Annotated in this window: 23 protein-coding genes; 11 read left to right on the forward strand and 12 right to left on the reverse strand. The window is 57.0% G+C overall.

The window, feature by feature from the left end:
- Window positions 1–6 precede the first annotated feature (6 nt).
- The 5 genes from U738_RS01105 to U738_RS01125 all read right to left on the reverse strand — a co-directional run bounded on the left by U738_RS01105 (window position 7) and on the right by U738_RS01125 (window position 5,492).
- Window positions 7–1,020, reverse strand: coding sequence for an ABC transporter ATP-binding protein (locus U738_RS01105; protein ID WP_081899009.1), 1,014 nt, complete (start codon window positions 1,018–1,020; stop codon window positions 7–9).
- Window positions 1,017–2,066, reverse strand: coding sequence for an ABC transporter ATP-binding protein (locus tag U738_RS01110; protein WP_051912741.1), 1,050 nt, complete (start codon window positions 2,064–2,066; stop codon window positions 1,017–1,019). Before U738_RS01110 ends, U738_RS01105 begins: the two co-directional genes overlap by 4 nt.
- Window positions 2,059–2,970 carry an ABC transporter permease gene (locus tag U738_RS01115; RefSeq protein ID WP_035576603.1) on the reverse strand — a complete coding sequence of 304 codons (912 nt, stop codon included), beginning with the start codon at window positions 2,968–2,970 and terminating at the stop codon, window positions 2,059–2,061. Before U738_RS01115 ends, U738_RS01110 begins: the two co-directional genes overlap by 8 nt.
- 11 nt (window positions 2,971–2,981) lie before the next feature.
- Window positions 2,982–3,899, reverse strand: coding sequence for an ABC transporter permease (locus U738_RS01120; RefSeq protein WP_009288365.1), 918 nt, complete (start codon window positions 3,897–3,899; stop codon window positions 2,982–2,984).
- Between the two features lie 75 nt (window positions 3,900–3,974).
- On the reverse strand, window positions 3,975–5,492 hold the full coding sequence (locus U738_RS01125; RefSeq protein WP_035576604.1) for an ABC transporter substrate-binding protein: 1,518 nt from the start codon (window positions 5,490–5,492) through the stop codon (window positions 3,975–3,977).
- A gap of 182 nt (window positions 5,493–5,674) precedes the next feature.
- Here U738_RS01125 and U738_RS01130 point away from each other — a divergent pair, with 182 nt between their 5' ends.
- Window positions 5,675–6,658, forward strand: a complete 984-nt coding sequence (locus U738_RS01130; RefSeq protein ID WP_050713928.1) for a LysR family transcriptional regulator — start codon at window positions 5,675–5,677, stop codon at window positions 6,656–6,658.
- 43 nt (window positions 6,659–6,701) lie between these two features.
- On the opposite strand, the gene U738_RS01135 is transcribed toward U738_RS01130, so the two are convergent.
- On the reverse strand, window positions 6,702–8,225 hold the full coding sequence (locus tag U738_RS01135) for an ABC transporter substrate-binding protein (RefSeq protein WP_035576605.1): 1,524 nt from the start codon (window positions 8,223–8,225) through the stop codon (window positions 6,702–6,704).
- 173 nt (window positions 8,226–8,398) lie between these two features.
- Between U738_RS01135 and U738_RS01140 the strand changes: the two genes are divergently transcribed.
- From U738_RS01140 to U738_RS01155, 4 genes are read left to right on the forward strand one after another with little or no spacing between them, the layout of a single operon-like run.
- The gene (locus U738_RS01140; RefSeq protein WP_035576606.1) at window positions 8,399–9,172 is read left to right on the forward strand and encodes a pseudouridine synthase; all 774 of its coding nucleotides are present in this window, start codon (window positions 8,399–8,401) and stop codon (window positions 9,170–9,172) included.
- Between the two features lie 11 nt (window positions 9,173–9,183).
- On the forward strand, window positions 9,184–10,059 hold the full coding sequence (tcdA, locus tag U738_RS01145; protein ID WP_035576607.1) for a tRNA cyclic N6-threonylcarbamoyladenosine(37) synthase TcdA: 876 nt from the start codon (window positions 9,184–9,186) through the stop codon (window positions 10,057–10,059).
- Window positions 10,056–10,274: a DUF1653 domain-containing protein gene (locus tag U738_RS01150; protein ID WP_035576608.1), complete on the forward strand. Its 219-nt coding sequence runs from the start codon at window positions 10,056–10,058 to the stop codon at window positions 10,272–10,274. Before tcdA ends, U738_RS01150 begins: the two co-directional genes overlap by 4 nt.
- A gap of 54 nt (window positions 10,275–10,328) precedes the next feature.
- Complete coding sequence (locus tag U738_RS01155; protein ID WP_035576609.1) at window positions 10,329–12,347, forward strand: RecQ family ATP-dependent DNA helicase; 2,019 nt, start codon at window positions 10,329–10,331, stop codon at window positions 12,345–12,347.
- On the opposite strand, the gene U738_RS01160 is transcribed toward U738_RS01155, so the two are convergent.
- From U738_RS01160 to U738_RS01185, 6 genes are read right to left on the reverse strand one after another with little or no spacing between them, the layout of a single operon-like run.
- Window positions 12,344–13,765 carry an FAD-dependent oxidoreductase gene (locus tag U738_RS01160; protein WP_035576610.1) on the reverse strand — a complete coding sequence of 474 codons (1,422 nt, stop codon included), beginning with the start codon at window positions 13,763–13,765 and terminating at the stop codon, window positions 12,344–12,346. The two genes, U738_RS01155 and U738_RS01160, sit on opposite strands and share 4 nt — an antisense overlap.
- On the reverse strand, window positions 13,765–14,697 hold the full coding sequence (locus U738_RS01165) for a polysaccharide deacetylase family protein (protein ID WP_035576611.1): 933 nt from the start codon (window positions 14,695–14,697) through the stop codon (window positions 13,765–13,767). Before U738_RS01165 ends, U738_RS01160 begins: the two co-directional genes overlap by 1 nt.
- 4 nt (window positions 14,698–14,701) lie before the next feature.
- The gene (locus U738_RS01170) at window positions 14,702–15,649 is read right to left on the reverse strand and encodes a polysaccharide deacetylase family protein (RefSeq protein WP_035576612.1); all 948 of its coding nucleotides are present in this window, start codon (window positions 15,647–15,649) and stop codon (window positions 14,702–14,704) included.
- 28 nt (window positions 15,650–15,677) lie between these two features.
- Complete coding sequence (locus U738_RS01175; RefSeq protein WP_035576614.1) at window positions 15,678–16,343, reverse strand: isochorismatase family protein; 666 nt, start codon at window positions 16,341–16,343, stop codon at window positions 15,678–15,680.
- A 47-nt stretch (window positions 16,344–16,390) separates the two neighbouring features.
- The gene (locus tag U738_RS01180; RefSeq protein ID WP_050713923.1) at window positions 16,391–17,296 is read right to left on the reverse strand and encodes an isocitrate lyase/PEP mutase family protein; all 906 of its coding nucleotides are present in this window, start codon (window positions 17,294–17,296) and stop codon (window positions 16,391–16,393) included.
- Entirely contained in the window at window positions 17,293–17,703 is a 411-nt protein-coding gene (locus tag U738_RS01185) for a nuclear transport factor 2 family protein (RefSeq protein WP_035576616.1), read from the reverse strand. The genes U738_RS01180 and U738_RS01185 overlap by 4 nt, the downstream gene beginning before the upstream one ends.
- Window positions 17,704–17,930: 227 nt before the next feature.
- Between U738_RS01185 and U738_RS01190 the strand changes: the two genes are divergently transcribed.
- The 6 genes from U738_RS01190 (at window position 17,931) to U738_RS01215 (ending at window position 23,954) form a co-directional block, all read left to right on the forward strand.
- Complete coding sequence (locus tag U738_RS01190) at window positions 17,931–18,737, forward strand: GntR family transcriptional regulator (RefSeq protein ID WP_035576617.1); 807 nt, start codon at window positions 17,931–17,933, stop codon at window positions 18,735–18,737.
- 146 nt (window positions 18,738–18,883) lie between these two features.
- Window positions 18,884–20,323: a 3-isopropylmalate dehydratase large subunit gene (leuC, locus tag U738_RS01195; RefSeq protein ID WP_035576618.1), complete on the forward strand. Its 1,440-nt coding sequence runs from the start codon at window positions 18,884–18,886 to the stop codon at window positions 20,321–20,323.
- A complete protein-coding gene (gene leuD / locus U738_RS01200) occupies window positions 20,323–20,961 on the forward strand; it encodes a 3-isopropylmalate dehydratase small subunit (RefSeq protein ID WP_035576619.1) in 639 nt (212 codons plus the stop codon). The genes leuC and leuD overlap by 1 nt, the downstream gene beginning before the upstream one ends.
- Before the next feature lie 112 nt (window positions 20,962–21,073).
- A complete protein-coding gene (dctP, locus tag U738_RS01205; protein WP_035576620.1) occupies window positions 21,074–22,072 on the forward strand; it encodes a TRAP transporter substrate-binding protein DctP in 999 nt (332 codons plus the stop codon).
- Window positions 22,073–22,134: 62 nt separating this feature from the next.
- Window positions 22,135–22,641 (forward strand): TRAP transporter small permease, encoded by a 507-nt coding sequence (locus U738_RS01210; RefSeq protein ID WP_035576621.1) that lies wholly within the window; start codon window positions 22,135–22,137, stop codon window positions 22,639–22,641.
- The gene (locus U738_RS01215) at window positions 22,641–23,954 is read left to right on the forward strand and encodes a TRAP transporter large permease (protein WP_035576622.1); all 1,314 of its coding nucleotides are present in this window, start codon (window positions 22,641–22,643) and stop codon (window positions 23,952–23,954) included. The genes U738_RS01210 and U738_RS01215 overlap by 1 nt, the downstream gene beginning before the upstream one ends.
- Window positions 23,955–23,993 lie beyond the last annotated feature (39 nt).

A 23,993-nucleotide genomic window follows, 5' to 3' on the forward strand; every position in this document is an offset into this window, starting at 1 on the left:
ATATGTTTAGGCAAGGTGGCAGGCGACACGCGCCTGGCTGCCCTTGCCAAAAGCTTGACCGGAAGCATGCGTAATAGCGCTCAGCTTGGGTGTCTGCTCTGAGCATTGCGGTTGAGCGATTGGGCAGCGGGGGTGAAAAGCGCAGCCTGAAGGTGGCTGAGTGGGGTCGGGCTGGCCTGCCCCCAGGCCTATGTCGGGCACGCCTAGACCTGGCTCCGGGGTCAACGCGGAAGCGAGTAGCGCTTGGGTATATGGGTGGCGTGGTGAGGTGAAGATTTGCTCACGGGTACCCTCTTCGACAATCTGGCCTAGATACATGACCGCGAGCCGGTCCGCGAGATGTTCGACCACGGCGAGGTCGTGGCTAATAAACAGGTAGGTAAGGCCAAACTCATCTTTAAGGTCGAGCAGTAGATTGAGGATCTGCGCCTGGATCGATACATCCAGCGCGGAAGTGGGTTCGTCACAAATCACCAGATCAGGGCGCATAATCAGCGCTCTGGCAATTGCCACCCGCTGGCGCTGCCCCCCTGACATTTGCCCGGGGTATTGCTGGGCGGCGCGTTTGGGTAGGCCGACCAGGTCAAGCATCTGATCGACCTTCGCTGCCTGTTCACGGGGCGTGCCTAGCGCGTGAATACGTAGCGGTAGACCAACGATCTGAGCAATCCGCTGGCGTGGGTTAAGCGACGAATAAGGGTCTTGGAAGATCGGCTGTATATGCCGGGCCAGTGCCTTTTGGTTAGCGTTAACAATCGCTTTGCCATTGATCAGCACATCGCCCGAACTAGGGGGTGTCAGCCCCAGCAGCATCTTGGCCAAGGTGCTCTTGCCACAGCCTGATTCGCCCACCAGCCCCATCACCTGGCCGCGCGGAACGCGTAGCGATACCTCATTGACTGCTTTTAAGGTTTGAGGCTTATGTAGCATGCCACCGCCCAGTTTGAACGTTTTAGACAGCGCGCAGAGTTCAAGGGCAAGAGGATCCATACTGTTTGCAGGAGAGGTGGTGCTTGTCATGACGTTACCTCCTGATCGTTTAGTGGCGCTGGGCTGGCTAGCTGATGGGCAAAGTGGCAGCGTGAAAAGTGCTCGCCTGCCACTGCCTGTAAGGGGGGCGTGGTTCGGCACCGCTCATCCGCTTGATCGCAGCGATTGCAAAAGGCGCAGCCCTCGATCTTGCCTACCAAGCTGGGCACTACGCCTGGGATCGCCTGCAAACGACTGCCTGGCAGTGTCTTGCCGGGCGTCGGTATGCAGCGCAACAAACCTTGGGTATAGGGATGGCTGGGGGCTTTAAAGAGCGCCTGTGCAGAGGCGGTTTCAATCACTTCGCCGGCATACATCACGGCGACCCGGTCGGCGATACGCGCAACGACACCCAAGTCGTGGGTGATGAAAATGATCGCCGTGCCAAACTCCTGCTGTAAGTCGCGTAGCAGGTGCAGAATTTGCGCCTGAATCGTCACATCTAATGCAGTGGTGGGTTCATCGGCAATGATCAAATCGGGCTCACACATTAGTGCCATGGCGATCATCACCCGCTGGCGCAACCCGCCCGAAAGCTGGTGGGGATATTGGCGCATTCGCTCTTCTGCAGCGCTAATGCCGACTCGTTCAAGCAAATAGAGGGCGCGGTCATGGGCCGCTTTACGTGACACCCGCTGATGACGAAGCAGGGCTTCGCAGAGCTGATTGCCCAAGGTATAGGCGGGGTTGAGTGCGGTCATGGGTTCCTGAAAAATCATCGCCATGCGTGCGCCACGTAAATTGCTGCGTTCGCGCTCAGAAACCGTGAGCAGATTGACACCGTCAAAGTTGAGGCAATCGGCGTTTATCTGCGCCTTGCCCGGTAGCAGGCCCATTAATGCCAGTGAGGTCATGGATTTACCACAGCCTGACTCACCTACAAGACAGAGCATTTCTCCACGCTCAACGTGAAAGTCGATACCCCGTACCGCGTGAAGGGTGCCCTTTGCCACGGGCAAGTCGACGCGCAGCTGTTTAACCGTCAGTAGAGGCGAGCTTGTTGCCGCGGAATGCTCAGCGGTTGATAGATTACTCATTGCGGCCTCCCGGTGCGCTGAGATCGCGCAGTCCATCACCCAGCAAGTTAATCGCCAGCACTAGCATAAACAGCGCGCCGCCGGGGATCGTAATCACCCAGGGCTGAAAGAACATATAGGTTTTGCCTTCGGCGATCATTAGCCCCCAGGAGGGCGAGGGTGGCTGCACACCCATGCCTAGAAATGACAGCGTTGCTTCGAGCAAAATGGCGTTGGCGACCTCAAGGGTGGCGACGACAATCAACGCGCCTGCAATGTTAGGAAGCACTTCGCGTAGCAGAATGTAGGGCAGAGGGCAGCCCAACGCCTGGGCGGCTTGCACATACTCGGCATCGCGCAGTTGCTGGGTGGCCGAGCGGGCGACGACCGCGAAACGATCCCATAGCAGCAGGCCTAGCAGTAGCGTAACGGTTAGCATTGATCCGCCGATCAGCGAGGCCATGGCCAGCGCCACTAACACCACGGGCATGGCTAGGCGGGTGGTCAGCAGGTAACTCACCACCGCATCAACGCGACCACCAAAGTAGCCCGCCAAGACCCCCAGAGTGGTACCAATCAGGCCGGAAATCAGCGCGACCACCAACCCAATAAACAGCGAAATTCGCGCGCCAAAGATAAGGCGGCTCAGGTAGTCGCGGCCAAGGCGGTCGGTACCTAAGGGGTGCGTCCAGCTACCGGTGTCGTGCCAAAAAGGCGGCACCATGCGATTAGCGGTGTCCTGTAAGTAGGGATCATGGGGAGCCAGCCACGGTGCTAGAAGCGCCACAATCCCCAACGAGGCAATGATTAAGAGGCCGATGGCCAAGCTGCGATTATTGAGCGTGCTGCGCCATAGACGCGTCTGCCAAGCAGGAGGTAATTGGCTTTGTAGCGCGGTAGCCGATGGGGTAAGAGAGTCTGTCATGGTGTTCTCCGTTAGCGCGCGCGCAGGCGTGGGTCGAGGGCTGCGTTGAGAATGTCGGCCAGCAGCGTCAACACGATATAGAACAGCGCAATGATCAGTACGATGGCCTGAACGACCGGATAGTCATTGCGTGAAATAGCATTCCACGCCAACTGCCCCAGTCCGCGTAGTGAAAACACGGTTTCGATAACCACTGACCCGCCGAGCATAAACCCGAGCTCCACGGCGGCCAGCGCGACCACCGGGATCACCGCATTGCGCAAGGCGTGTTTGAAGATAACCGTGCCGGTGCGCAGCCCTTTGGCCCGTGCGGTGCGAATGTAATCGGCCTCTAGCACCTCCAGCATGCCGCTGCGGGTCAGGCGCATCATGGCGGGGGTGGCGTAATAGCCCAGTGCAACGGCCGGTAGCACAAAGCCTTGCCAGCTATCGCTACCTGCGGCTGGAAACCACTGCAGCTTGACGGCAAACACGATGATCAGCGTTAAGCCAAACCAGAAGTTGGGCATTGCCTGGCCGGTGACCGCAATCGCCATGGCCATACGGTCTATCCAGCTGCCACGTTTGAGCGCGGCGACCACACCGAGGGGAATAGACACGCCCAGCGCAATCGCCAAGGCCAAGATTCCTAGGGTCATCGTCACCGGTAGTCGCTCAACGACTAGATCCATTACCTCGCTTTGGTAGTAATATGAACGCCCAAAGTCGAGCTGCACGGCTCCCCACAGCCAAGTGGTAAATTGCTGAATCACCGGGCGGTCCAGGCCGTAATCAACGCGGATTTGTTCTACCTGCTCGGCGGTGGCCTCGGGGCCGCCAATGGAGAGCGCCAAGTCACCCGAGAGCTGCAGCAGACTAAAGCAGAGAACCGAAATAGTCAGAGCGACGCTAAGCGCTATTAGCGTGCGCTTGAAAACAAATGCCCACATAAAGCATCACCCCTTCGCTATAGAAGGCTAGCCGTGGGAAGAGCCACGGCTGCCGATAGTTCAAATATCACGCCGTTACTTCCAGCTTGCCTCGTAAAAGCGCGGTAGTTCGTCGGGGTAAGCAGTGAACTCAAGATCAGCGGTGTGGGCGTAGTAGGTGGAGTAGGAAAACAGCGGTGCCCAGTACGCTTGCTCGGAAATGCGGGCGAACGCTTTTTGGTAGTGCTCTAAGCGTACATCAGGATCTACCGAGGTATCGGCGACCTGCAGCCACTCCTGCACCTGGGTGTCCTGCCAGAGATCGTCAATGCCGCCTGTGAAGTAGACGCTGACGAACGCCGAGACATCGTTAATAGAGAAGGAGCCCCAGGCTTTGAACGACATATCGGTTTGACCGTTGCGCTGAAGCTCCAGCAACGCGGGGGAGGTCATAAAGCGCAGATTGGCATTGATGCCCACTGCACGCAGGTCGCCAATCATCGCTTCGGCGTAGTCACGTTCACGGTAGGCGTGAAGGTCAATGTCGAAGCCGTCGGCGTAACCGGCCTCGGCGAGTAGTTCGCGGGCTTTGTCAGGGTCGTACTCATACTCAATAACGTCTTGTGTTTCACAGCCAAACTGAGTCGGGAAGCAGGGGGCGTAGAGGGGCTGGCTGCCGCCGCGTACTAGGTCGTTAGCGAGCCCTTCCCGGTTCATCGCATGATTGATGGCTTGGCGTACGCGAAGGTCATTTAGCGGTGAATCTTCCCGTGTTGCGGCATCCAGCCCGATATAACCCACCCGCATGGTTTCGCCGCCAAGCACGCTAAGCTGAGGCATACCGCTTAACGACTCAGCTTGATCAGCAGGTACACGCCAAATCCAATCGACTTGCCCTGACATTAATTGCGCCATACGTGAGTCCGCATCGGCAATGGCCTTGAACTCGATATTACCGATCTCGGGTTGTCCAATGGGGCTGTCGGCAAAGTAGTCATCAAAGCGAGTTAGGCTAACGCCATCCCCAGGGCGGACGTTGGTAATCCGGTAAGGGCCGGTGCCTACGGGCTCACGACTAAATCCCTCGATACCCACTTCCTGGAAGTACTCATCGGGGTAAATTGGCATTGGGCCGGAAAGGTACTCAAGGGCTGCGGGGAAAGGCTCTTTGAGGTGGATGCGCACCTGATAGTCATCCAGTTTCTCGACGCTTTCAATCCAATCAACATTTTGGCGTGTCACCACCCGTGATTCGGGGGACACCGCGTAGTTGAAAGTGAATGCCACATCGTCGGCATTGAAGGTCTCGCCGTTGTGAAAGGTCACTCCTTCGCGCAGCACAAGGTCCAGGGTTTTATCATCGGCCCACTCCCACTCGGTGGCCAGGCGCGGCTCATACTCGTTGGTTTGCGGGTTGCGGTAAATCAGCGTGTCCCACGCTAGGTGGGCGAGGATAACGCCTTCACGCAGATTGTTATGGTAGGGGCTAACGTTCTCGGGTTCGCTGTCAGACGCATAGACCAGCGTATCGTTGGCCTTGCCAGCTAATGCGGGTGTCGCGATGCTGAGTAAAGCAAGTGACGTAACGCAGTAGAGAGTTCTAGGTGTTTGCATGCCATACCTCGTTTTTTAATAAAGGAAGGTTATGAGCGTTTGGCGTACCAGCGAGGCTTTTATTTTTTTAGATGAGCCGCCGCCTTGAGTTAAAACTAATCTATTGATTAGTCATGCCGCCAGTGCAATGTTTAGAATTTATCATTGCCGTTTTGGCAATGCTTATGGCTCAGGGAGACGTTATGAATCCACGCGTGTTACAAGAAACGGCGTTACGCTACTTTCTCGAGGTGGTGCGCTGTGGCTCTATCAGTGAAGCCTCAGGGAAGCTAAATGTGGCGCCTTCAGCCATCAGTCGTCAGATTGCCCGGTTGGAGAGTGAGCTGGATACCTTGCTGTTTGAACGCCGTGCCCGCGGTATGGTGCCCAGCGCCGCAGGCGAGCTGCTGGCGGTGCATGCTCGCCATATGCAGCTTGAAGCAGACCGCATTGGTAGCGAAATAATGGCGTTGCGTGGGTTACAGCGGGGTAAGGTACGTTTGGCTAGTTCGGAAGGCTTTGCCGTGGATTTTTTACCCGCGGCAATCGCGGCTTTTCGCAAGCGTTACAGCGGTATACATTTCCACCTGATGGTGGGGGCGCCCGCCCAAGCGACTCGGTATGTCAGGGAAGGCGATGCAGATATCGGCATTACTTTTAGCCTCAAGCCTGAGGCGGATATTACCGTTGCCCTTAGGCAGCCCGCGCCCATTATGGCGCTGGTTTCTCCGCACCATGAGCTTGCCGTTAAAAAACATATCTCGCTGGCGCAGCTTCAGCGCTATCCGCTGGCGTTACCCTCGCCAGACACGACCCTGCGCCAGCTATTTGATATCTGCTGTAGCCGTCAAAACTTGGCGTTTGAATCCATTTTTAGCAGCGATTACACCGAGGCTTTGATTAACTTCGCCATGCTCGGGGGCGGTGTGGCGCTGGCGGGGGAAATCTCGGTGCGCTACCGCATTCAACAGCAGCGTGTGGTCGCGATTCCTATTCGAGACCAGGGCATGGACTCCCGCTTTATCGAAGTCCAGACCCTTGCCAAGCGAACATTACCGACTGCGACGCAGGCGTTTTTAGCGTTTCTCAAAGAACACATCCCAACGGGGCAATTGCCGCTTTCGCCTAACCCGCTAATGCCCACTGCCGATCACATACCTTCGCAATCAGCGCCGGAGCGTGGCTGAGCAACATCACTGCGCGGGCTGATTCCCGCGCCAACTCGATCTGTCATTCAGCCCACTCCATCTGATCAATGCGGTAACTGCGCTCTAGCGGATCGATGCTAAAGCCTTCAACCTCATCGCTAACGGCGGCTGTTTGCTGATACCAAACCACCGGAATCAGCGGCATCTGTTGATGTAACCGCTCCGCTACTAACGGTGCCAAGTCGTTGAGTTCCTGCTCACCGGTGGATTGACGCAGGGTGTCCAGCCACTCAGCCACCTCGTCATCGCGCCAATTCATGGTGCCCCAGTCACCGCCCATGTTGTCTGGATCGCTGCCCAGGTCATCGAGTAACGTAACGAGTGGATTGGGCACCAGGCCGTAATTTCGGCCCATTAACCCCACCTCTAAACTGCCCTCATGGTGGCTGGAAGCGATCGCGTTGGCATGGCCTACGGTAATTCCAAGCTCAACCCCCAGTTCGTGCCACTGTCTCTGGAGTGCAGTCGCCACCAGCGGTAGCTCGGGGCGGTCAGCTAAGGTGAGCAGGGTCAGCTTAAACGGCTGACCATTGCGCGCCAGCAGGCCATCTTCCCTTCGCTTCCAGCCCAGTTCGACCAGTAGCGCTTGCGCTTTTTCAATATCGTGGCCGCTGGAAGGGTCAACGCCAATATGCCAAGCGCCTAGGCTCGCGGGGAATAATTCTGCCGCCGCTGCCTCTGGCATGCGCAGCAATTCGGTGGCAATGTCTGCCCGATCAATAGCCAAGCTAAGGGCTTGGCGGGCGCGTTTATCCTCAAGGAACGGATGGCCTGCATTGAGCTTGAGCATAAGGGTGCGTGGCAGTGGCTCGCTGTATATGGAGAGGTTGGCGTTGCGTTTTAGGCGCGCTTGGCTGGCGAGGTCGAGGGTGAAAACGATATCCGCATCGCCGCTTTCCGCCATCAGCGCGCGGGTTTCACCACGGCTCACCGCTAAATAGCTAGCGGCTTCTATGTCAGGGGCTCCGCCCCAGTAATCGTCAAAGCGAGTCACTGTCATACACTGAGGAGGGCTCAACTCTTCGACCTGATAGGGCCCGCTGCCGATCATCTGAATGACGTCGCCATTCTCGGCATAGGCGGCTTCGGCGAGAATCAGCGTTGTCGAGTGCGCCAATAGCGCGGGTAGGGGCGCAAAAGCGCTTTCCAGCCTGATGACGACGTCATCACCATCGGCTTCGACGCTAGCAATAGGCGCTGTATCCAGTATGCCGGGTTTGGCAATGGCAGCCTCTAAACTGTTGACGACAGCATCGGCATTCACCGGCGTGCCATTATGAAAGCGGGCGCTTTGGCGCAGTGTAAAGCGCCACTCAAGGCCATCGTCTGATACCGCCCAGGCACTGGCTAGACTAGGTGCAAGCTGGCCGAGGTTGTCGGTGGTCACCAAGTTTTCCGCCACCTGCATGCGGCTAAACACATATCCCGATGTGGATGGATCCGCGCTTTTAACCTCCCAGGGGGCAACGATATCAAGGCTGCGTTCTGCCGCCCAGGTGTTGAAAGTGGCTAGAATGATCAGCCACGCCGCAGAAGAGCATTTCATAAGAGAATCCTTATTAATAATTAAAGTTACCTTATAACACTGCCCTGTTGGTGAGAAGGCTTGATGAGAAGCATTATTGTATTGCGTGGGTGACATCTCATAACCAAGCCGCGACAATAGCGCCCTGTTTTGATACTCGCTACGGCTACTAGTCATTATTACCCAGGAGCGTTATGACGCCACTCAACCTCCTTTACCAGGATGAGCACCTCGTCGCGGTGCACAAGCCGTCAGGGCTTTTGGTGCATCGCTCGGCGTTGGCGCGTGGCGAAACCGAGTTTCTACTTCAGCGCCTGCGCGACCAGATCGGCAAGCGGGTCTATCCTGTTCATCGGCTGGATCGACCCACATCCGGCGTGATGGTGTTTGCCCTCTCTTCAACAGTAGCAGGCCTACTCAGCGACGCCTTTAGCGAGCGTCAGGTGGAGAAGCGCTACTTGGCGGTGGTACGCGGTAAAGCGCCGGAGAGTGAGCGTTTGGACTACCCGCTGCGGGAAGAGGATGGCACGCGACCCAAGGCGGAAATGCCCGCTATGCCAGCGATGACGGATATTCGCCGTCTGGATAGCGTCGAGCTTCCAGTGCAGGTCGACCGCTACCCGGTGGCGCGTTATTCGCTGGTCGAAGCGCGCCCACTGACCGGACGGCGCCATCAAATTCGTCGCCATCTTTCACGGCGGGGTTATCCGATTATTGGCGATGCCAAGCACGGTAAAAGTGTCCACAACCGCTTTTTTGCCGAACAGCTGGGGGCGCCACGATTATTGCTGGCGGCCACCTATTTGGCCTTTAACCATCCGCTGCTCGACAAGCGGGTACAATTAAGCTGTGCCTTGGATGACACCATGGTCGCGCTGTTTAATCACCTTGGCTGGGCGGGGCATCTACCGCTGGATAGTCTGCGCACGCCACCCCACGCCAAGCCTTCAGCCCTTCAAGTGCTATGAGTGAGTCTGCAATGTCCTCAACTGTGTCATCGAACGAGCCACCTCCTGTCGCTGCAGGCTCAGCTTCTACAGACCATGACTTACGCTTTGGTGGGATTCGCCGCCTCTACGGTCAACGTGCCTTTGATGCATTTCGCCACGCTCACGTGGTAGTGGTGGGTGTTGGCGGGGTGGGGAGCTGGACGGTTGAGGCACTGGCGCGTTCGGGCATTGGCAAACTGACGCTGATTGATCTTGATGACGTGTGCGTTTCCAACGTTAACCGCCAGCTCCACGCCTTGGATGGCACGATTGGTCAGCCCAAGGTGGAGGTGCTTGCTGAGCGCTGCCGTTTGATTGCCCCGGAAATCGAGGTTGTAGCCGACACTGCCTTTGTGACACCCACCAACCTGGCCGAGCGGATTCCCGACGATGCCGACCACGTGGTGGATGCCATCGACAGCGTGATTGCCAAGGCTGCCCTGATCGCCTGGTGCAAGCGACGCAAAATACCGATTACCGTGACCGGTGCTGCGGGCGGGCAAACCGACCCGACGCGTATTCAAGTGGCGGATCTCACCCGTACCGAGCACGACCCGCTGCTATCCAAAGTGCGCTCGCGGCTGCGTCGGGATTACGGCTTCTCTCGCAATCCCAAACGGCGCTTCTCTGTGGAGTGCGTCTACTCTGACGAACAGTTGGTGTACCCCGGCGCCGACGGTGAAGTCTGCCTGCAAAAGCCCGGCAGCGGCGACGCCACCCGGTTGGACTGCGCTTCGGGCTTTGGTGCCGCTACCTTTTTGACCGGCACTTTTGGCTTTGTGGCCGCCTCCAAAGTGCTGGAACGCCTGGCCAAAAAAGCCAACCAGCCAGCTGTCGCAAACGCCACCCAAGAGGAGAGCTCATGACCACCCCCGTTCCCGGTATTTACCGCCACTACAAAGGCAGCCTCTACGAAGTGCTTGGCACTGCCCAACACAGCGAAAGCGAAGAGCCGCTGGTGGTGTATCGTGCCCTCTACGGCGACTACGGCCTCTGGGTGCGCCCGCTTGAGATGTTCACTGAAAGCGTAAACAAAGAAGGCCACACTCAGCCCCGCTTTGCGCTGGAGAAGGCGTTTTAGATCTTCACTACTTAGATCTTCACTTAGCTAGTCATCACTTAGCAGGCAGTGTTTATGACCTCATCATCACCCCAGCAAACGCTGAAAGACGTATTCGGTTTTGACGACTTTCGCGGCGGCCAGCAGGCGGTGGTGTCACGAGTGTTGGAGGGGCACTCCACGGCGGCAATTTTTGCCACCGGCGCGGGCAAGTCACTTTGCTACCAGCTTCCGGCGCTGCATCTTCCCCATCTCACCCTGGTGGTATCGCCACTGCTGGCGTTGATGCAGGATCAACTGGCGTTTCTAACGCGCCATGGCGTGGCGGCGGCCAGTATTGATTCCACTCAAGACCGCGAAACGACTCGAGATGTCATGGAGCGCGCCAAAAGTGGTGAGCTGAAAATCCTGATGGTGTCGGTGGAGCGACTTAAGAACGAGCGCTTTCGCCATTTTCTGCGCCAGGTGCAGATATCGCTACTGGTGGTCGACGAAGCACACTGCCTTTCTGAATGGGGGCATAACTTCCGACCCGATTATTTGAAGCTACCGGACTACCAGCGCGAGTTCGCCATCCCCCAGGTGCTGCTACTAACCGCCACGGCAACGCCGACGGTGATTGCTGATATGGGCGAGAAGTTTGCCATTGCCCACGATAACGTTATCACCACCGGCTTTTACCGCCCCAATCTTGAGCTGCTGGTGGCACCCGCCATGGAGGATCGCCAGCAGCAGTTGATTAACTGGCTGAAGCCGCAGATGCAGCCGGGCAGCGAAGCGCCGACGATTATTTACGTCACCCTGCAGCAAACCGCCGAGCAGGTGGCGAAGGCGTTGGCGGCCCAAGGGATTGCCGCCCAGGCCTACCACGCGGGGCTGGATTCCCAGCGCCGAGATGAGATTCAGCGCCAGTTTATGGGCGGTGAGTCGCCCTGCATTGTGGCCACCATTGCGTTTGGCATGGGCATCGATAAGGGCGATATTCGCAACGTGGTGCATTTTGACCTGCCCAAATCCATCGAGAACTATAGCCAGGAAGTCGGCCGGGCGGGGCGTGATGGCCTGCCTTCTACCTGCCTGACCATGGCCGGGCGCGATGGCCTGCGGGTGCTGGAAAACTTTGTTTACGGCGATACCCCTGAATACGCGGGTATCTACTGCCTGTTGGAAGAGATTGCTGCGGCAGGCTGCGCGTCAGGCAATGTGGCAGATCCGCAGTGGGAAGTGCTGCTTAATACACTTTCCCGGGATACCAATATCCGCCCGCTGCCGCTGAAAACACTGTTGGTGCGGCTGGAGATGCACGGCATTATCGCCCCGCGCTTTGCGTTTTTAGCCGAGTATCGGCTGCGCTATCACATCGAAGCGGAGGCGCTGGTGGGCCGTTTTAAAGGCGAGCGGGCGGCCTTTGTACGTCTGCTGGTCGACAATATCCCTATTGCCCGCACCTGGGGAACGGTGGATTTTGACCGCTTACATCATGCCGGGCAGGCCCAGCAGATTGATGCCTCCCGCTCTCGCGTGATTACGGCCCTTGAGTACTTTCAGGACAAAGGCTGGCTGACCCTGGAAGGCAAGCGGATGACCGACGTTTACGAGGTCTGCCAGCCGAATTTTGCCATTGAGATGCTGGCGAGGCAGCTTTTTGAAGATTGCCTGAACCGGGAGCGTATTGAGATCGAACGGCTCCAGGCCATGCTGGCACTGTTTGAATCGGAGAGCTGCCTGACGCGGTGGCTGGCCGAGCACTTTGGCGATAGCACTTTTGATGCGCCATCCGACACCGAGCAGGGCCGCTGCGGCCACTGTTCGGTGTGTTACGGGCACCCCGTTAGGCTACCGGAAGCGCCGCCACTACCCACGCTATCGGATAACGACTTCACGCGCTTTGCCGCTCCGTTTATACAGCGCCACACCGAACAACTGGGCCAGCCGCCAAATGCCCAGCGGCTGGCGCACTTTCTGTGCGGTTTAACCATGCCGGTCTTTACGCCGCTCAAAGCGCGTAGCATTAGCGGCTTCGCGGTTTTCGAGCAGCGCGGCTACCCCGACGTGCGTCAGTGGACAGAGGCGATGCTGTCGCTAGGCAGTTAAGGTAATACCGCTGAGCTTAGCTGTAAGTGCAACAGCTCAGCGGCACTCCTGCCTGCTACGGCCCCCAGCACCACAGCGCTGAGCAGCCCGTTACCGGAAAGGTATCCGCTGTCGTTGGAGCCGGAAACCCCGCGAGCAGCACCGCCTGCGGCGAACAGGTTGGGCAGCGCCTGGCCTTGGGTGTTGAGCACCCGGGCCGTGCGATTCACTTCTAACCCCCCCTGAGTGTGAAACAACGCACCGGTTACGCGAATAGCGTAATAGGGCGGTTTGAGTAGGTTGGCGGGTTCAAAACGGCGGCCAAAGGTATCCGTCGTTTGTTGCTCGGCATGCTGCTGCATTTCCGCGAAGGTGGCCTGCAGTGTGGTTAGTGGCAGACCCAAGCCAGTTGCCATCTCTTCAATACTGGCAAAGCTGCGCACTGCGCCGCTCTCCTGGGCATTGCGGTAATCCTCAAAGGCCTGTGCGGATTCATGAATGCGGGCGTCATAAAGGTTCCAGGCCACCTGATCAGGTTGCGCCAGCACCTTGGCCGCCTGTTCGGAGTAGCCGCCGTGCTCGTTGGAGAAGCGCTCGCCGTTTAGGTTGACCTGAATGCCGCCCTGCATTATCAGTGCCCAGCTAATCAGAATCTGGTGGGGCGTAGCGAGTGACCCATGCCCCTGGCAGGCACCTAAATCTTTGGTGCTGGCGCCCATGGCCTGCCCCCAAAGCAGCGCGTCGCCTTGGTTGCCTTCATGGCCGTAATACAAGGCGTTTTTTAGCGTCGGCAGATAGCGCTCCACCAGTTCCACGTTACCGCCATAACCGTTGCAGGCCAAGATCAGCGCGTCGCAACCAATGCTTTCGCGGCTGCCATCTGGGCGTTCGAGAGTAATGCCCCGCACTCGCTGTGTGGCATCAACGTACAAATCGACTACCCGTGCCTGGGTCAAAATATCGATGCCCGCCGACTCGGCAGCGTTAAGCAGCGCACCCATCAGCTCTTCCCCGGTGCGTCGAGGCGTGGCGTGCATGCGCAGGTGGCGGTGGCCGGGGTAGAGGAAGCCTTCTACCAGCTCAAAGGGCACATGGTGTTGATCCGCTAGCCACTCGATGGTTTGGCCGGATTGGTTGGCGAGTAACTCAACAATCGCCGGGTCTGCCTCAAAGCCATTTTTCTTCTGGATATCCTCTGCCATGACTTCGGCGGAATCCGTGACGCCAAGTTCATGCTGAAAGCGCGTATTAGCAGCAGGAATAAAACCCGACGACATCGCCGTGCTGCCGCGGGGTAGCGCGTCGCGCTCCAGCACCGCCAGCTCCACACCCGCCTCTTGGGCAGCCAGTGCGGCGACCAAGCCACAGGCCCCTGCGCCAATAATCAGTAACGGCAGATGGGCATCAAAGCTGTCGTTGTTATAGGGAAGTATCGCCATTACGCCTGCTCCGCTGCATGATGAAACGCATCAAGAATCTCGCCCGCCGGGGCCTGCCATACTTCTGGGTGCCCGCTGATATGGGCCAGCACCTCTTCCAGGCAGGCAATCCGGTGAGGCTGGCCGACCAACCAGGGGTGAAGGTTCAAGGCAAGCAGTCGCCCGCCCTGCTCGCGGGACTCTGCCAACAGGAAGTCGAAAGCGTCTTTCACCTGAGTCACCCAGGAATCCTCCGAGTGCAGGTTCTGGCCGATCACAAACTGGTCCTCGATCTCGGTGGCCAGTGGCATCATCATCAAGGGGCCTGATTGGCTATGAAAAGCGTAGGGCATATCGTCGTTGACCCAGTCGGCACAGTATTCGATGCCGTTTTCTGCCAGCAGGTCGGGAGTGTTGAAGCTCTGGTGCTTGGCGGGGCTTAGCCAGCCGCGAACGGGTTGGCCGGTCACGCGTCGCAGGGTTTCCACGGAGCGTTTGACCAGCTCGGCCTCTTCTTTAATCGGCTGGCCGCCGTAGTGCAGATGATCCATATTCCAGCCATGGGCGATAAATTCACCGCCGTACTCTTTTAAGCGCTGCACCAGATAGGGCGTCTGCTCCGCCAACTGTGCGTTGATTGCAAAGGTGGGGGTAATGTTGTGCGCCGCCAGCGCTTTGAGCACGCGATAAATGCCCACGCGGTTGCCATAATCCCGCAGCGTGAAGTGACGCAAATCTGGATAAGGCATGGTCATGCCGTTGGGGACTTTAAACGGCTTGCCGCGCTGGTTGAGCGGGTAGAATTGCAGCGAAATATTGATCCACACCGCCAGGGTTTTACCCTCAGGCCAGGTGACCGGCGCGCGCTCACTCAGCATCGACCATTCATAGCGCTCATGGTCGTAGCCGTGGCGACGGTGAGGGTAGTCGAGATAGTCGTCATTAAGCGCCATAGCGTTACCCCTGTTTACTGGCGGCCTGGGCCGCGATGCTGTCGAGGGCGGCATCGTAATAGTTGGCCAAGTAGTAGTCGGCAATCTCGCGGCCGGTGGCGACCCACACATCCGGGTGGCCGGTGATGTACTCAAGCGCTTCTTCGAATGCCTTAATACGGTGCGGGCAGCTCACTTGGTAGTTGTGCGTGGGAATGCACATCACCGTGCCGGACTCTTCGCCCTCGGCATACAGCCGGTCAAAATGGCGCTTGAGCATGGTGGTGTACTGGCGCGGCTCTACTTTATTTACCGCGTAGACGATGGTGTCGTTCATCTCCAGCGAGTAGGGCATGGAGATAAACCGCTTACCGGAGCGAACGCTGACCGGCGTTGGCTGGTCGTCGTGGAACAGATCGCAGGTGTAAAGCCCGCCTTTGTCGCCGAAAAGCTCTTCGCCCACTTCTGCAAACAGATCCAGGGTGCGCTCTGAGTGAGAGAGTGCCGGGGCTAGATAGCCAGCGCAGGCCTGGCCAGTATGACGGTGTATGGTTTTCATACTGTCGCGGATCATCGCCCGCTCTTGGTCTTCGCTAAGGCCGTAGGTGTAGCGGGTGTTGTAAATGCCGTGGCTGAAAAACTCCCAGTCACGCTCGCGGCACATCTTAATGATCTCGGGGTGGTGCTCGCACAGCGCCACCGAAAGCGACACCGAGCCGCGAATGCCGTACTTATCCAGCAGGGCCATCTGGCGCTGGTGGCCAACCCGGTTACCGTAGTCGCGAATGCTGTAGCCGGGCACCGAAGGGTGCGGATGCGGCCAAGGGTTACGCTGCGGGTTCAGCGGCGGGTCGAGTTCGTAATACTCGATATTGGGTGCGACCCAGAAGGCCACCTTGGCGCCTCCTGGCCACTCGATTTTAGGGCGTTGGTCGTAGGCCCAGTAGTCGTAAACGCCTAGTGACTCTTTCATAACCGGCTCCTTTGAAACTTGGCAGGCCTTAGGCGTTGCCATTCAGCCATTCGAGTACATTGGCAACCGGCAGAACGTCGGCATACTTGAGATGCAGGTCGGTCAGGTTGGCGTAGTGGTAGCTTTCGTGTTTATCCGCTACGCACTCCATGGGCACGATGGTGCGGTAGCCCCGGGACAGGCTCTCCACGGCGGTAGCACGAATGCAGCCAGAGGTTGAGCCGCCGGTAATGATCACCGTATCGACCTGATGCCACACTAAAAGCGATTGCAGCGGGGTTTCAAAAAACGCCGAGGGCATGCGCTTGGTGTAGATCACATCTCGGCTGTGATCGATTTCACAGCGTTCGTCGAACTCGGCGCGCTCAGAGCCATACTTAATGTTTTGCAGCGAATCAGGCGTATCGGTGCGCGTACCCCAAACCCCCGCATCTTCTGCGGAGTCTAGAAATGCCACATGGGTCCAGACTACCGGCCAGCCTTTCTCCCGAAAACCGCGGGCCAGTTGGTTGGTGTACTCCAACTGTTTAGGGTCGGTTTCGTAAGCGGTGTTAAAGAGATCGGTACGGGTATAGGCCTTTTGCGGATCGACATTCACCAGCACCGCTTTGTTGCCAAAACCAAATGGCACCCGCTGGGGGTTGGCCATAACATCGTTAAAAATCTCTTTCGCCGTTTTGTCGGTGGTCTGCATCGTCGTCTCCTGTGTTTTGTTGGTTGGCGCTGATGTGTGCTGAGTCGTTAGCGATTGTCGTATTGCTGACCAAGCTCCAGCATCGCATCGGTACCTAGGTAGTCGTTGAGCTGTTTGAAATCGAGCATCTGGTCTCGGAAGGCATCGGTGGTGCCATCCTGTTTTAGCGTGGCAAAGAAACGGCTGGCCATATGGGTAATCGCCCGCACCAGCGCACCGGGGAAAATCACCAGCGAGAAGCCAAGGTCTTCCAGGGCCTGGGCGTTCTGCAGCGGTGTGTCGCCGCCTTCGACCATATTGGCCATGATCGGCACCTTGCCTTTGAACTGGGTCATGATCTTGCTGATATCGTCGTCGCTACGAATGCCTTCGATAAACAGCATATCCACGCCGGCTTCGTAATAGGCCTGGGCACGTTCGATGGCACTGTCGGTGCCTTCCACGCCAAGTGCATCGGTGCGGCCAATAATCAGCGTGCTATCGCTCGCCCGGGCATCCAATGCAGCATGCAATTTGCCGACCATTTCGCTTTTGGAGACCAGCGTTTTACCGCGCAGGTGGCCGCAGCGTTTGGGGTAGGTTTGGTCTTCAAGCTGAATCGCGTTGGCGCCTGCGCGCTCTAGCAAGCGCACGCTACGCATCACGTTCATGGCGTTGCCAAAACCGGTGTCGCAATCCACCACCACCGAAAGATGCGTGCGTTCGCGAATATGCGACATTGCGGTGCAAATTTCGGTAATGCTGAGCAGGCCAATATCGGGGCGGCCTAGCTGGGTATAGGCTAGGCTGGCCCCGGAAAGGTAGACGGTATCAAAGCCCGCCTGCTCGGCAAGAGACGCGCCTAGGGCGTCAAACACGCCGGGGGCGACCACGATGGATGCGTCTTGCAACTGCTGTTTAAGTTGGGCGGGCTGGTGTGAAGATTGTGGTGACAACATTGTTTGGCGTGTCATAGCAGTCTCGTCATTGTTTGAGTAAGCGCCAAGTCATTCCAGACATCCTGGCGGGTAATTAGGCCTTCGGTTAGTTCAAATCGATCAATAAAGCGCACCCCCGTTGACGTCGTGCCATCCAGCCACTTCACCGTCAGTTCGCCATGGCAAATCACGACGCAGTGGGTCGCATAGTCGCATTGATCAACGGCGTGAAAGGTTTTGCTAACGCTGCGATAGCGATTTCGCGCCCACTCCACGACCTCACTTAGCCGCTGCATTGACGGGGCGCCAGGAAATTGCATAACGACATCGTCTGCGAGATAGCGCTCGGCGTTGACTAGGTCGCGGGCTTCCATAGCGCTTAGGAAAGCGCGCACCTGCTCGGTGCCATTGATTTCTCCGCTACGACTTTCCGCGTTAAACATTGGCGATTCTCGTGTCTCTCGTTGCTTATCTGAAGCCCTCATCTGAAACCCAGTTGTCAGCGATACTTAACCGTGCTGGTTCTGTAATAATGGCTTTCAAGTGTCAGCGATTGTGTTATCAGTTGACTATTGATATGTATTATATGTAATACATTTTTATGTCTATTATTATCCCTACGTCAAGCCTGACATGACATTTTTGAACAATATCCTGAAGAGAGGCGTGGATGAGCGAGGCACAACCCTCTGCGGTGGGCGGCACCAAATCACACCGTATCTACCTGCTGTTGAAAGACGCTATTTTGAGTGGTCGGCTGCCCGCGGGCAGTAAATTGGCAGGCGAGAACAAGCTGGCGGAGCAGCATGGCGTATCGCGGGTAACCGTCCGACGTGCCATGGAGGCGCTGCAGGCGACTGGATTGGTAGAGCGTAAGGCAGGCGTGGGTACGTTGGTGCTGGAACAGCCGTTGGACGCTACGGTGATGACTGCAAGCGTGTCCAACCTGATGCCTAACATGGTCAAAATGAGCCAGGCTTCTCAAGTGCGGCTGCTGGAATTTGCCTATGTGCTGCCGCCGGACATGATCCGCGAGCAGTTGGGTATGGCCCAGGGGGGCAAGGTTCAGCGCTCGGTGCGGGTGCGTATGGTCGACGATAAGCCGTTTTCATACCTGGTGACCCACGTACCTGAATCGATCGCCCTGCACTACAACGAGATGGATTTAGCCAATACGCCGCTGTTTGTGCTGTTGGAGCGCAGCGGTGTGAAAGTCGACCACGCTTCCCAGTCGATTTCCGCTACCTTGGCCAGCCATGAGGTGGCCGAGGCGCTGAATGTCGCTGTGGGTTCGCCGCTGATTTCACTCACCCGCGTGGTGTTTGATGAGCAGGGGCGTGGCGTGGAGCACTTGGATGCGCTTTACCGTCCGGATCGTTATCGCTTCCAGATTGACCTAGAGCGCAACGGCGACGATAACTCACGCTATTGGGAGCCAAAAGTGGGTGGAATGCCCACCAGCAGCAAGGCTGAGTGATAGGATGAGATTGTTTTTTAATGTATTAAATTTAATACAGATAAAAAATTACAAAAAATACATTTGACCTGTGTTGTGAAACTGCGCTAGTTGTATTGGGGTGGTGACGATAAGACCAACGAAGGCTGAGGCAACGAGCGACGACAATGAGTACCCCTACAACGCTATTTGACAAAGTTTGGCGCGCCCACGAGGTTCACCGCAGTGAAAGTGGTCAGAGCCTGCTGTGGATTGACCGTCACTTTGTTCACGAAGGCTCCTTTCATGCGTTCAATAAGCTGGGTGAGCGCCAACTGCCCGTTGCTCGGCCCGATTTAACCTTCGGCATTGCTGACCACTACGTACCGACGCTAGCCCGCGATTTAGCCGGCGTTGCCGATCCCAAGGTGCGTTTGATGATTGAACAGCTGTCGCAAAATACCCACCAACATGGGGTGACGCTGTTTGGCTTGGATGACCCACGCCAGGGCATTGTGCATGTGCTAGGCCCCGAGCAGGGGCTTACCCAGCCGGGCATGGTGATGGTGTGCGGCGATAGCCACACCGCCACCCATGGCGCCTTTGGCAGCATTGCCTTTGGTATTGGTGCCTCGGAAGTGGCCCACGTACTGGCCACCCAAACCCTGTGGCAAAGCAAACCCAAGGTGATGCGGATTACCGTCGAGGGTCAACTCGCCGAGGGCATCACGGCTAAAGATATTGCGCTGACCTGGATTGCGCGCCTGGGCGCCGACGGTGCTCGCGGCTATGCCATTGAGTACGCTGGCGAGGCGATCCGCTCGCTCTCCATGGAAGCGCGGCTTACGCTGTGTAATCTCTCCATTGAGGGCGGCGGTCGCTGCGGCATGATTGCCCCAGACCAAACCACCTTCGACTATCTGCGCGAGCGCCCCTGGAGCCCTAAAGGGAAGGCTTTCGACCAAGCCTGCGCTTACTGGTCCACGCTCTACAGCGACCCAGGCGCCAGCTTTGATCTTGAGGTGACGCTGCACGCCGATGAGATTGCGCCGACAGTGACCTGGGGTGTCTCGCCGGAAGAAGCGTTGCCGATCGACCAGGCGGTGCCTGATCCTGATCAATTGAGCGATCCGGCGAAAGCGCGCCAAGCCCGGGATAGCTTGTCCTATATGGGGCTAACGGCGGGGCAAAAGCTCACCGATATCACCATTGACCGGGTGTTTATTGGCTCCTGCACCAACGCCCGCATTGAAGATTTGCGCGCCGCTGCGGCTGTCCTGGCAGGCCACAAAAGCCGCGTGCCCGGCATGGTCTCGCCAGGCTCAACCCTGGTGAAAACCCAGGCCGAAGCCGAAGGGTTAGACCGTATCTTTATTGATGCCGGGCTTGAGTGGCGCCACTCCGGTTGCTCCATGTGCGTGGGTATGAACGGTGATTTAGTCGCCAGCGGTGAGCGCTGTGCGTCCACCACCAACCGCAACTTTAAAGGCCGCCAGGGACCAGGGGCGCGCACCCATTTGATGTCGCCTGCGATGGTGGCTGCCGCGGCGGTCAATGGGCGGTTAGCCGATGTACGTTCTTTACCTGCTGGCAGTGATTCATTCTTCCAGACTTCAGGAGCGCACTAATGCAACCCATTACCGTACTAGACACTCTCGGCGTTGCCCTTGCTGCAGCTAACGTGGACACCGACCAGCTAATTCCTGCGCGCTTTATGAAAGAGCCACGCAGTGTGGGCTACGGTCAATTTCTACTTTACGACGTTCGTCACGATGAGCAGGGCACGCCGGATACAAATTTTATTCTTCATCGCCCCAGAGCAGCAGATGCCGAAGTGATGGTTAGCCGCCGTAACTTTGGCGCTGGTTCCTCACGGGAAGCAGCCGTCTATGCGCTAGTCGATTACGGCTTTCGCTGCGTAGTGGCACCGAGCTTCGGCGATATTTTTGCCTCTAACGCCGTCAATAACGGCTTACTACCTGCTGTTGTTGAAGAGGATGACGTCGAGCGCCTGCTGGCAGCCCTTGGCGATTCACCAGCCGCAATTTACGTTGATTTGGAGCAGCAGTTAATTCGTGTTGCCGAAGTAGAGGTTAGCTTTTCTATTAGCCCCGTATGGCGTACCAAACTGCTCAACGGCTGGGATGATATCGATATGACTCGCCAGCATGCTGACACTATTACCTGTTTTGCAGATATGTACGCCAAGCAGTTTCCCTGGACGGCGGCGCAGTCTCCAGAATCCACCATTATCAGTAAAGGGTAGCGGCACCTAGTGTTACTCAAATAGTAGATCACCATAAAAACAGCACGCACGCTTGCATCAATGGTTCAAAAACACCCAATAACGTAATTCCCTTTGTGCAGGAGACTAACCGATGAAAAAAGTAACGCTAACGATGGGCGTGTTGACAGCCCTGGCATCTACTCAGGCGCTGGCGCTGGATGAAATCACCGCCGTGCATGCGTTTCCTCCCTCGCTGATCTATACCCAGAGCTTTTTAGAGTTCGTCGATAAGGTCAACGAGCGCGGTGAAGGTGTGGTGCAAATTAACGTGCGCGGCGGCCCTGAAGTGATTGGTCTTTCCGAACAGCCCGACGCAGTGCGCAACGGCGTGGTCGATATGGCCTACACCGCCGCGAGCTTCTACGCGGGCACCGTGCCAGAGCGCGATGCCATGGTTGCCTCGAACACCAACGCTATTTTCGCCCGTGAAAATGGCGGCATCGATCTGCTGAATGAAATTCATCAGGAGAAAATGGGCACCTACTACTTGGGCTGGTTCGACAGTGGGGTCAGCTACAACTTCTACACCATTGATGAGCCCACCATTGATGACGAAGGTAATCTAAACGTTTCGGGCCTACGCTTACGCAGTAACCCGGTGTATGACGCCTTCTTCCAGGACTACCTGGGCGCGCAGCCAATCAGCCTGCCGACCACCGATGTTTATGCGGCCCTGGAGCGAGGCGTAGTGAACGCGACCGGCTGGACGCAGATTGGCCTGAAAGACCTCAACTGGGATCGTTTCCTTAACTACCGGGTTGACCCTGCCTTCTTCTCTACCGATATGGGGGTGATCGTTAACCTGGATAAGTGGAACCAGCTCAGCGAAGAGTCGCAGCAAATTCTTCAGGAAGTCGCCATTGAGCATGAGCGCGACAGCGCCGAACAACTGGCTGAATTAGCCAAAGAACAGCAAGCCGAGCTTGAGGCTGATGGCATGCAGGTCATCACCCTGGAAGGCGAAGCAGCACAGCGCTTCTCAGACGCTGCCCGGGATGCCACCTGGGAGCGTATGCGCGGCCAGATGGAGCGCCACCCCATGGGGCTTGAGCATTACGATACGCTGATCGAAAAATTCAACGATCTATAGAAACGTAGGGGCGCCGAGCGATTGAGCGCCCTATTTGTGTGGCTTATTTTCTAGGGTTTTTTATGCGCTACGCACAACGCGGCTATCTGCTGCTGCTCAACGGCATGGCACTGCTGGCCGCCATCATGCTGGTCTGGCTGATGGTGGCCGTGGTGCTTTCGGTGGTGATTCGTAACTTAGGCCTTCAGCCTTCTGCGTGGTTTTTCCTCTCCACCGAATACGCCATGTTCTACCTCACCTTACTCGGAGCTCCCTGGCTGGTGCGCCAAAAAGGGCATGTGCATATCGAGCTGCTGACCTCGGTGTTGCCACCTGCAGCGCTGAATATCCTCAGCCGTGGGGTGTCGCTGCTCTGTGTCGTGGTGTGCGGTGTGCTGGCGTGGAAGGGGCTTGATCTGGTGCTGCTCAATATTGAGCGCACTGACTATGACGTACGGGCTTTCTTTGTGCCGAAATGGATACTAACCATCGTCTTCCCCATCAGCTTTTCCCTGATGGCGATCGAATTTGGCCGCTTTGTGGTGGGCCATGAAATTCTTCACAGCGGCGAAGCGGGGATTAAAGAATAATGGAATGGTACTTTGCGCTCGCTTTCCTGCTCTCGCTGATTCTCCTGTTCATGGCCATTGGTACCCCCATTGCTTTAGCGTTTTTGGCCGCCAACGTGATTGGCGCCTGGCACTTTATGGGGGGCCAAACCGGCATTTTACAGATGCTCAACAACGGTTTCGGCGCACTCTCCAGCTTTAACTTGGTGCCCATTCCGCTGTTCCTGTTGATGGGCGAACTGTTTTTCCGTACCGGGCTGGGCATGAAAATGTTCAACGCTGTGGATCAGCTAATGGGCAAGGTGCCGGGGCGTTTATCTTACGTCACAGTGGTGGGTGGTACGGCGTTCTCAACGCTGAGTGGCTCCTCCATGGGCTCTACGGCATTAATGGGTTCGTTACTGGTGCCGGAAATGGAGCGGCGGGGCTATAAAAAGAAAATGGCGATTGGCCCGATTCTGGGCACTGGCGGCCTGGCGATTATCATTCCGCCCTCCGCGCTGGCAGTGCTGTTAGCAACCTTGGCGAAAGTGGATATTGGCGCACTGCTTATCGCCGGTATTCTGCCGGGGCTAACGCTGGCGGGGTTCTATATCGCGACCATCTTTATTCAAACCAAGCTGGATCCTTTGGCCGCCCCGAATTATGAGCTTGAGCCGGTGCCGCTGAGCGCGAAGCTCAAACTGATCGTGACCGATATTCTACCCATGCTCAGTGTGATGGTGATTATCGTCACACTAATGCTGATTGGGTTTGCCACGCCGTCAGAGGCTGCAGCCTTTGGTGCGCTAGGCGTGATTATCCTGGCGTTTATTTTCCGCTGCATGACCTGGGAGGCGTTTAAGCTTTCGGTCACCGGGGCCCTGAAAGTCACGCTGATGGCCTACCTGATCGTGTTTGGCTCGGCTACCTTCAGTCAGTTGCTCGGCTTCTCTGGCGCTTCGGGTGGCTTGATCGGCTGGGCGACCAGTTTTGATCTGTCGCCGATTCTGATGCTCCTGGCGATGTTTGCGGTGCTACTGGTGCTGGGCACCTTTATGGAGCAGATCTCTATCATGATGCTGACCGTGCCAATCTTTTTCCCACTCGCCCAGGCGCTGGGGTTTGATTTGGTGTGGTTCGGTATCGTTGTTCTGCTTGCGCTTGAAATCAGTTTCTCAACGCCGCCCTTGGGTCTGTTGTTGTTTGTCATGAAAGGGGTCGCTCCGGCAGGTACTACCATGCGTGAAATATACTCGGCAGCGATTCCCTACATTCTCTGTTCGATGCTGCTGGTCGCGGTGCTGATCGTGTTTCCGGGCCTCGCGACTTGGTTGCCCAGTATGCTGCAATAGAGCTTTTAGCAAGAAAAAGTGCAGGCAATAAAAAAGAGA

Origin of the sequence: Halomonas sp. TG39a, assembly GCF_000744395.1 — a bacterium.
GTDB classification, from domain to species: Bacteria; Pseudomonadota; Gammaproteobacteria; order Pseudomonadales; family Halomonadaceae; genus Vreelandella; species Vreelandella ventosae_B.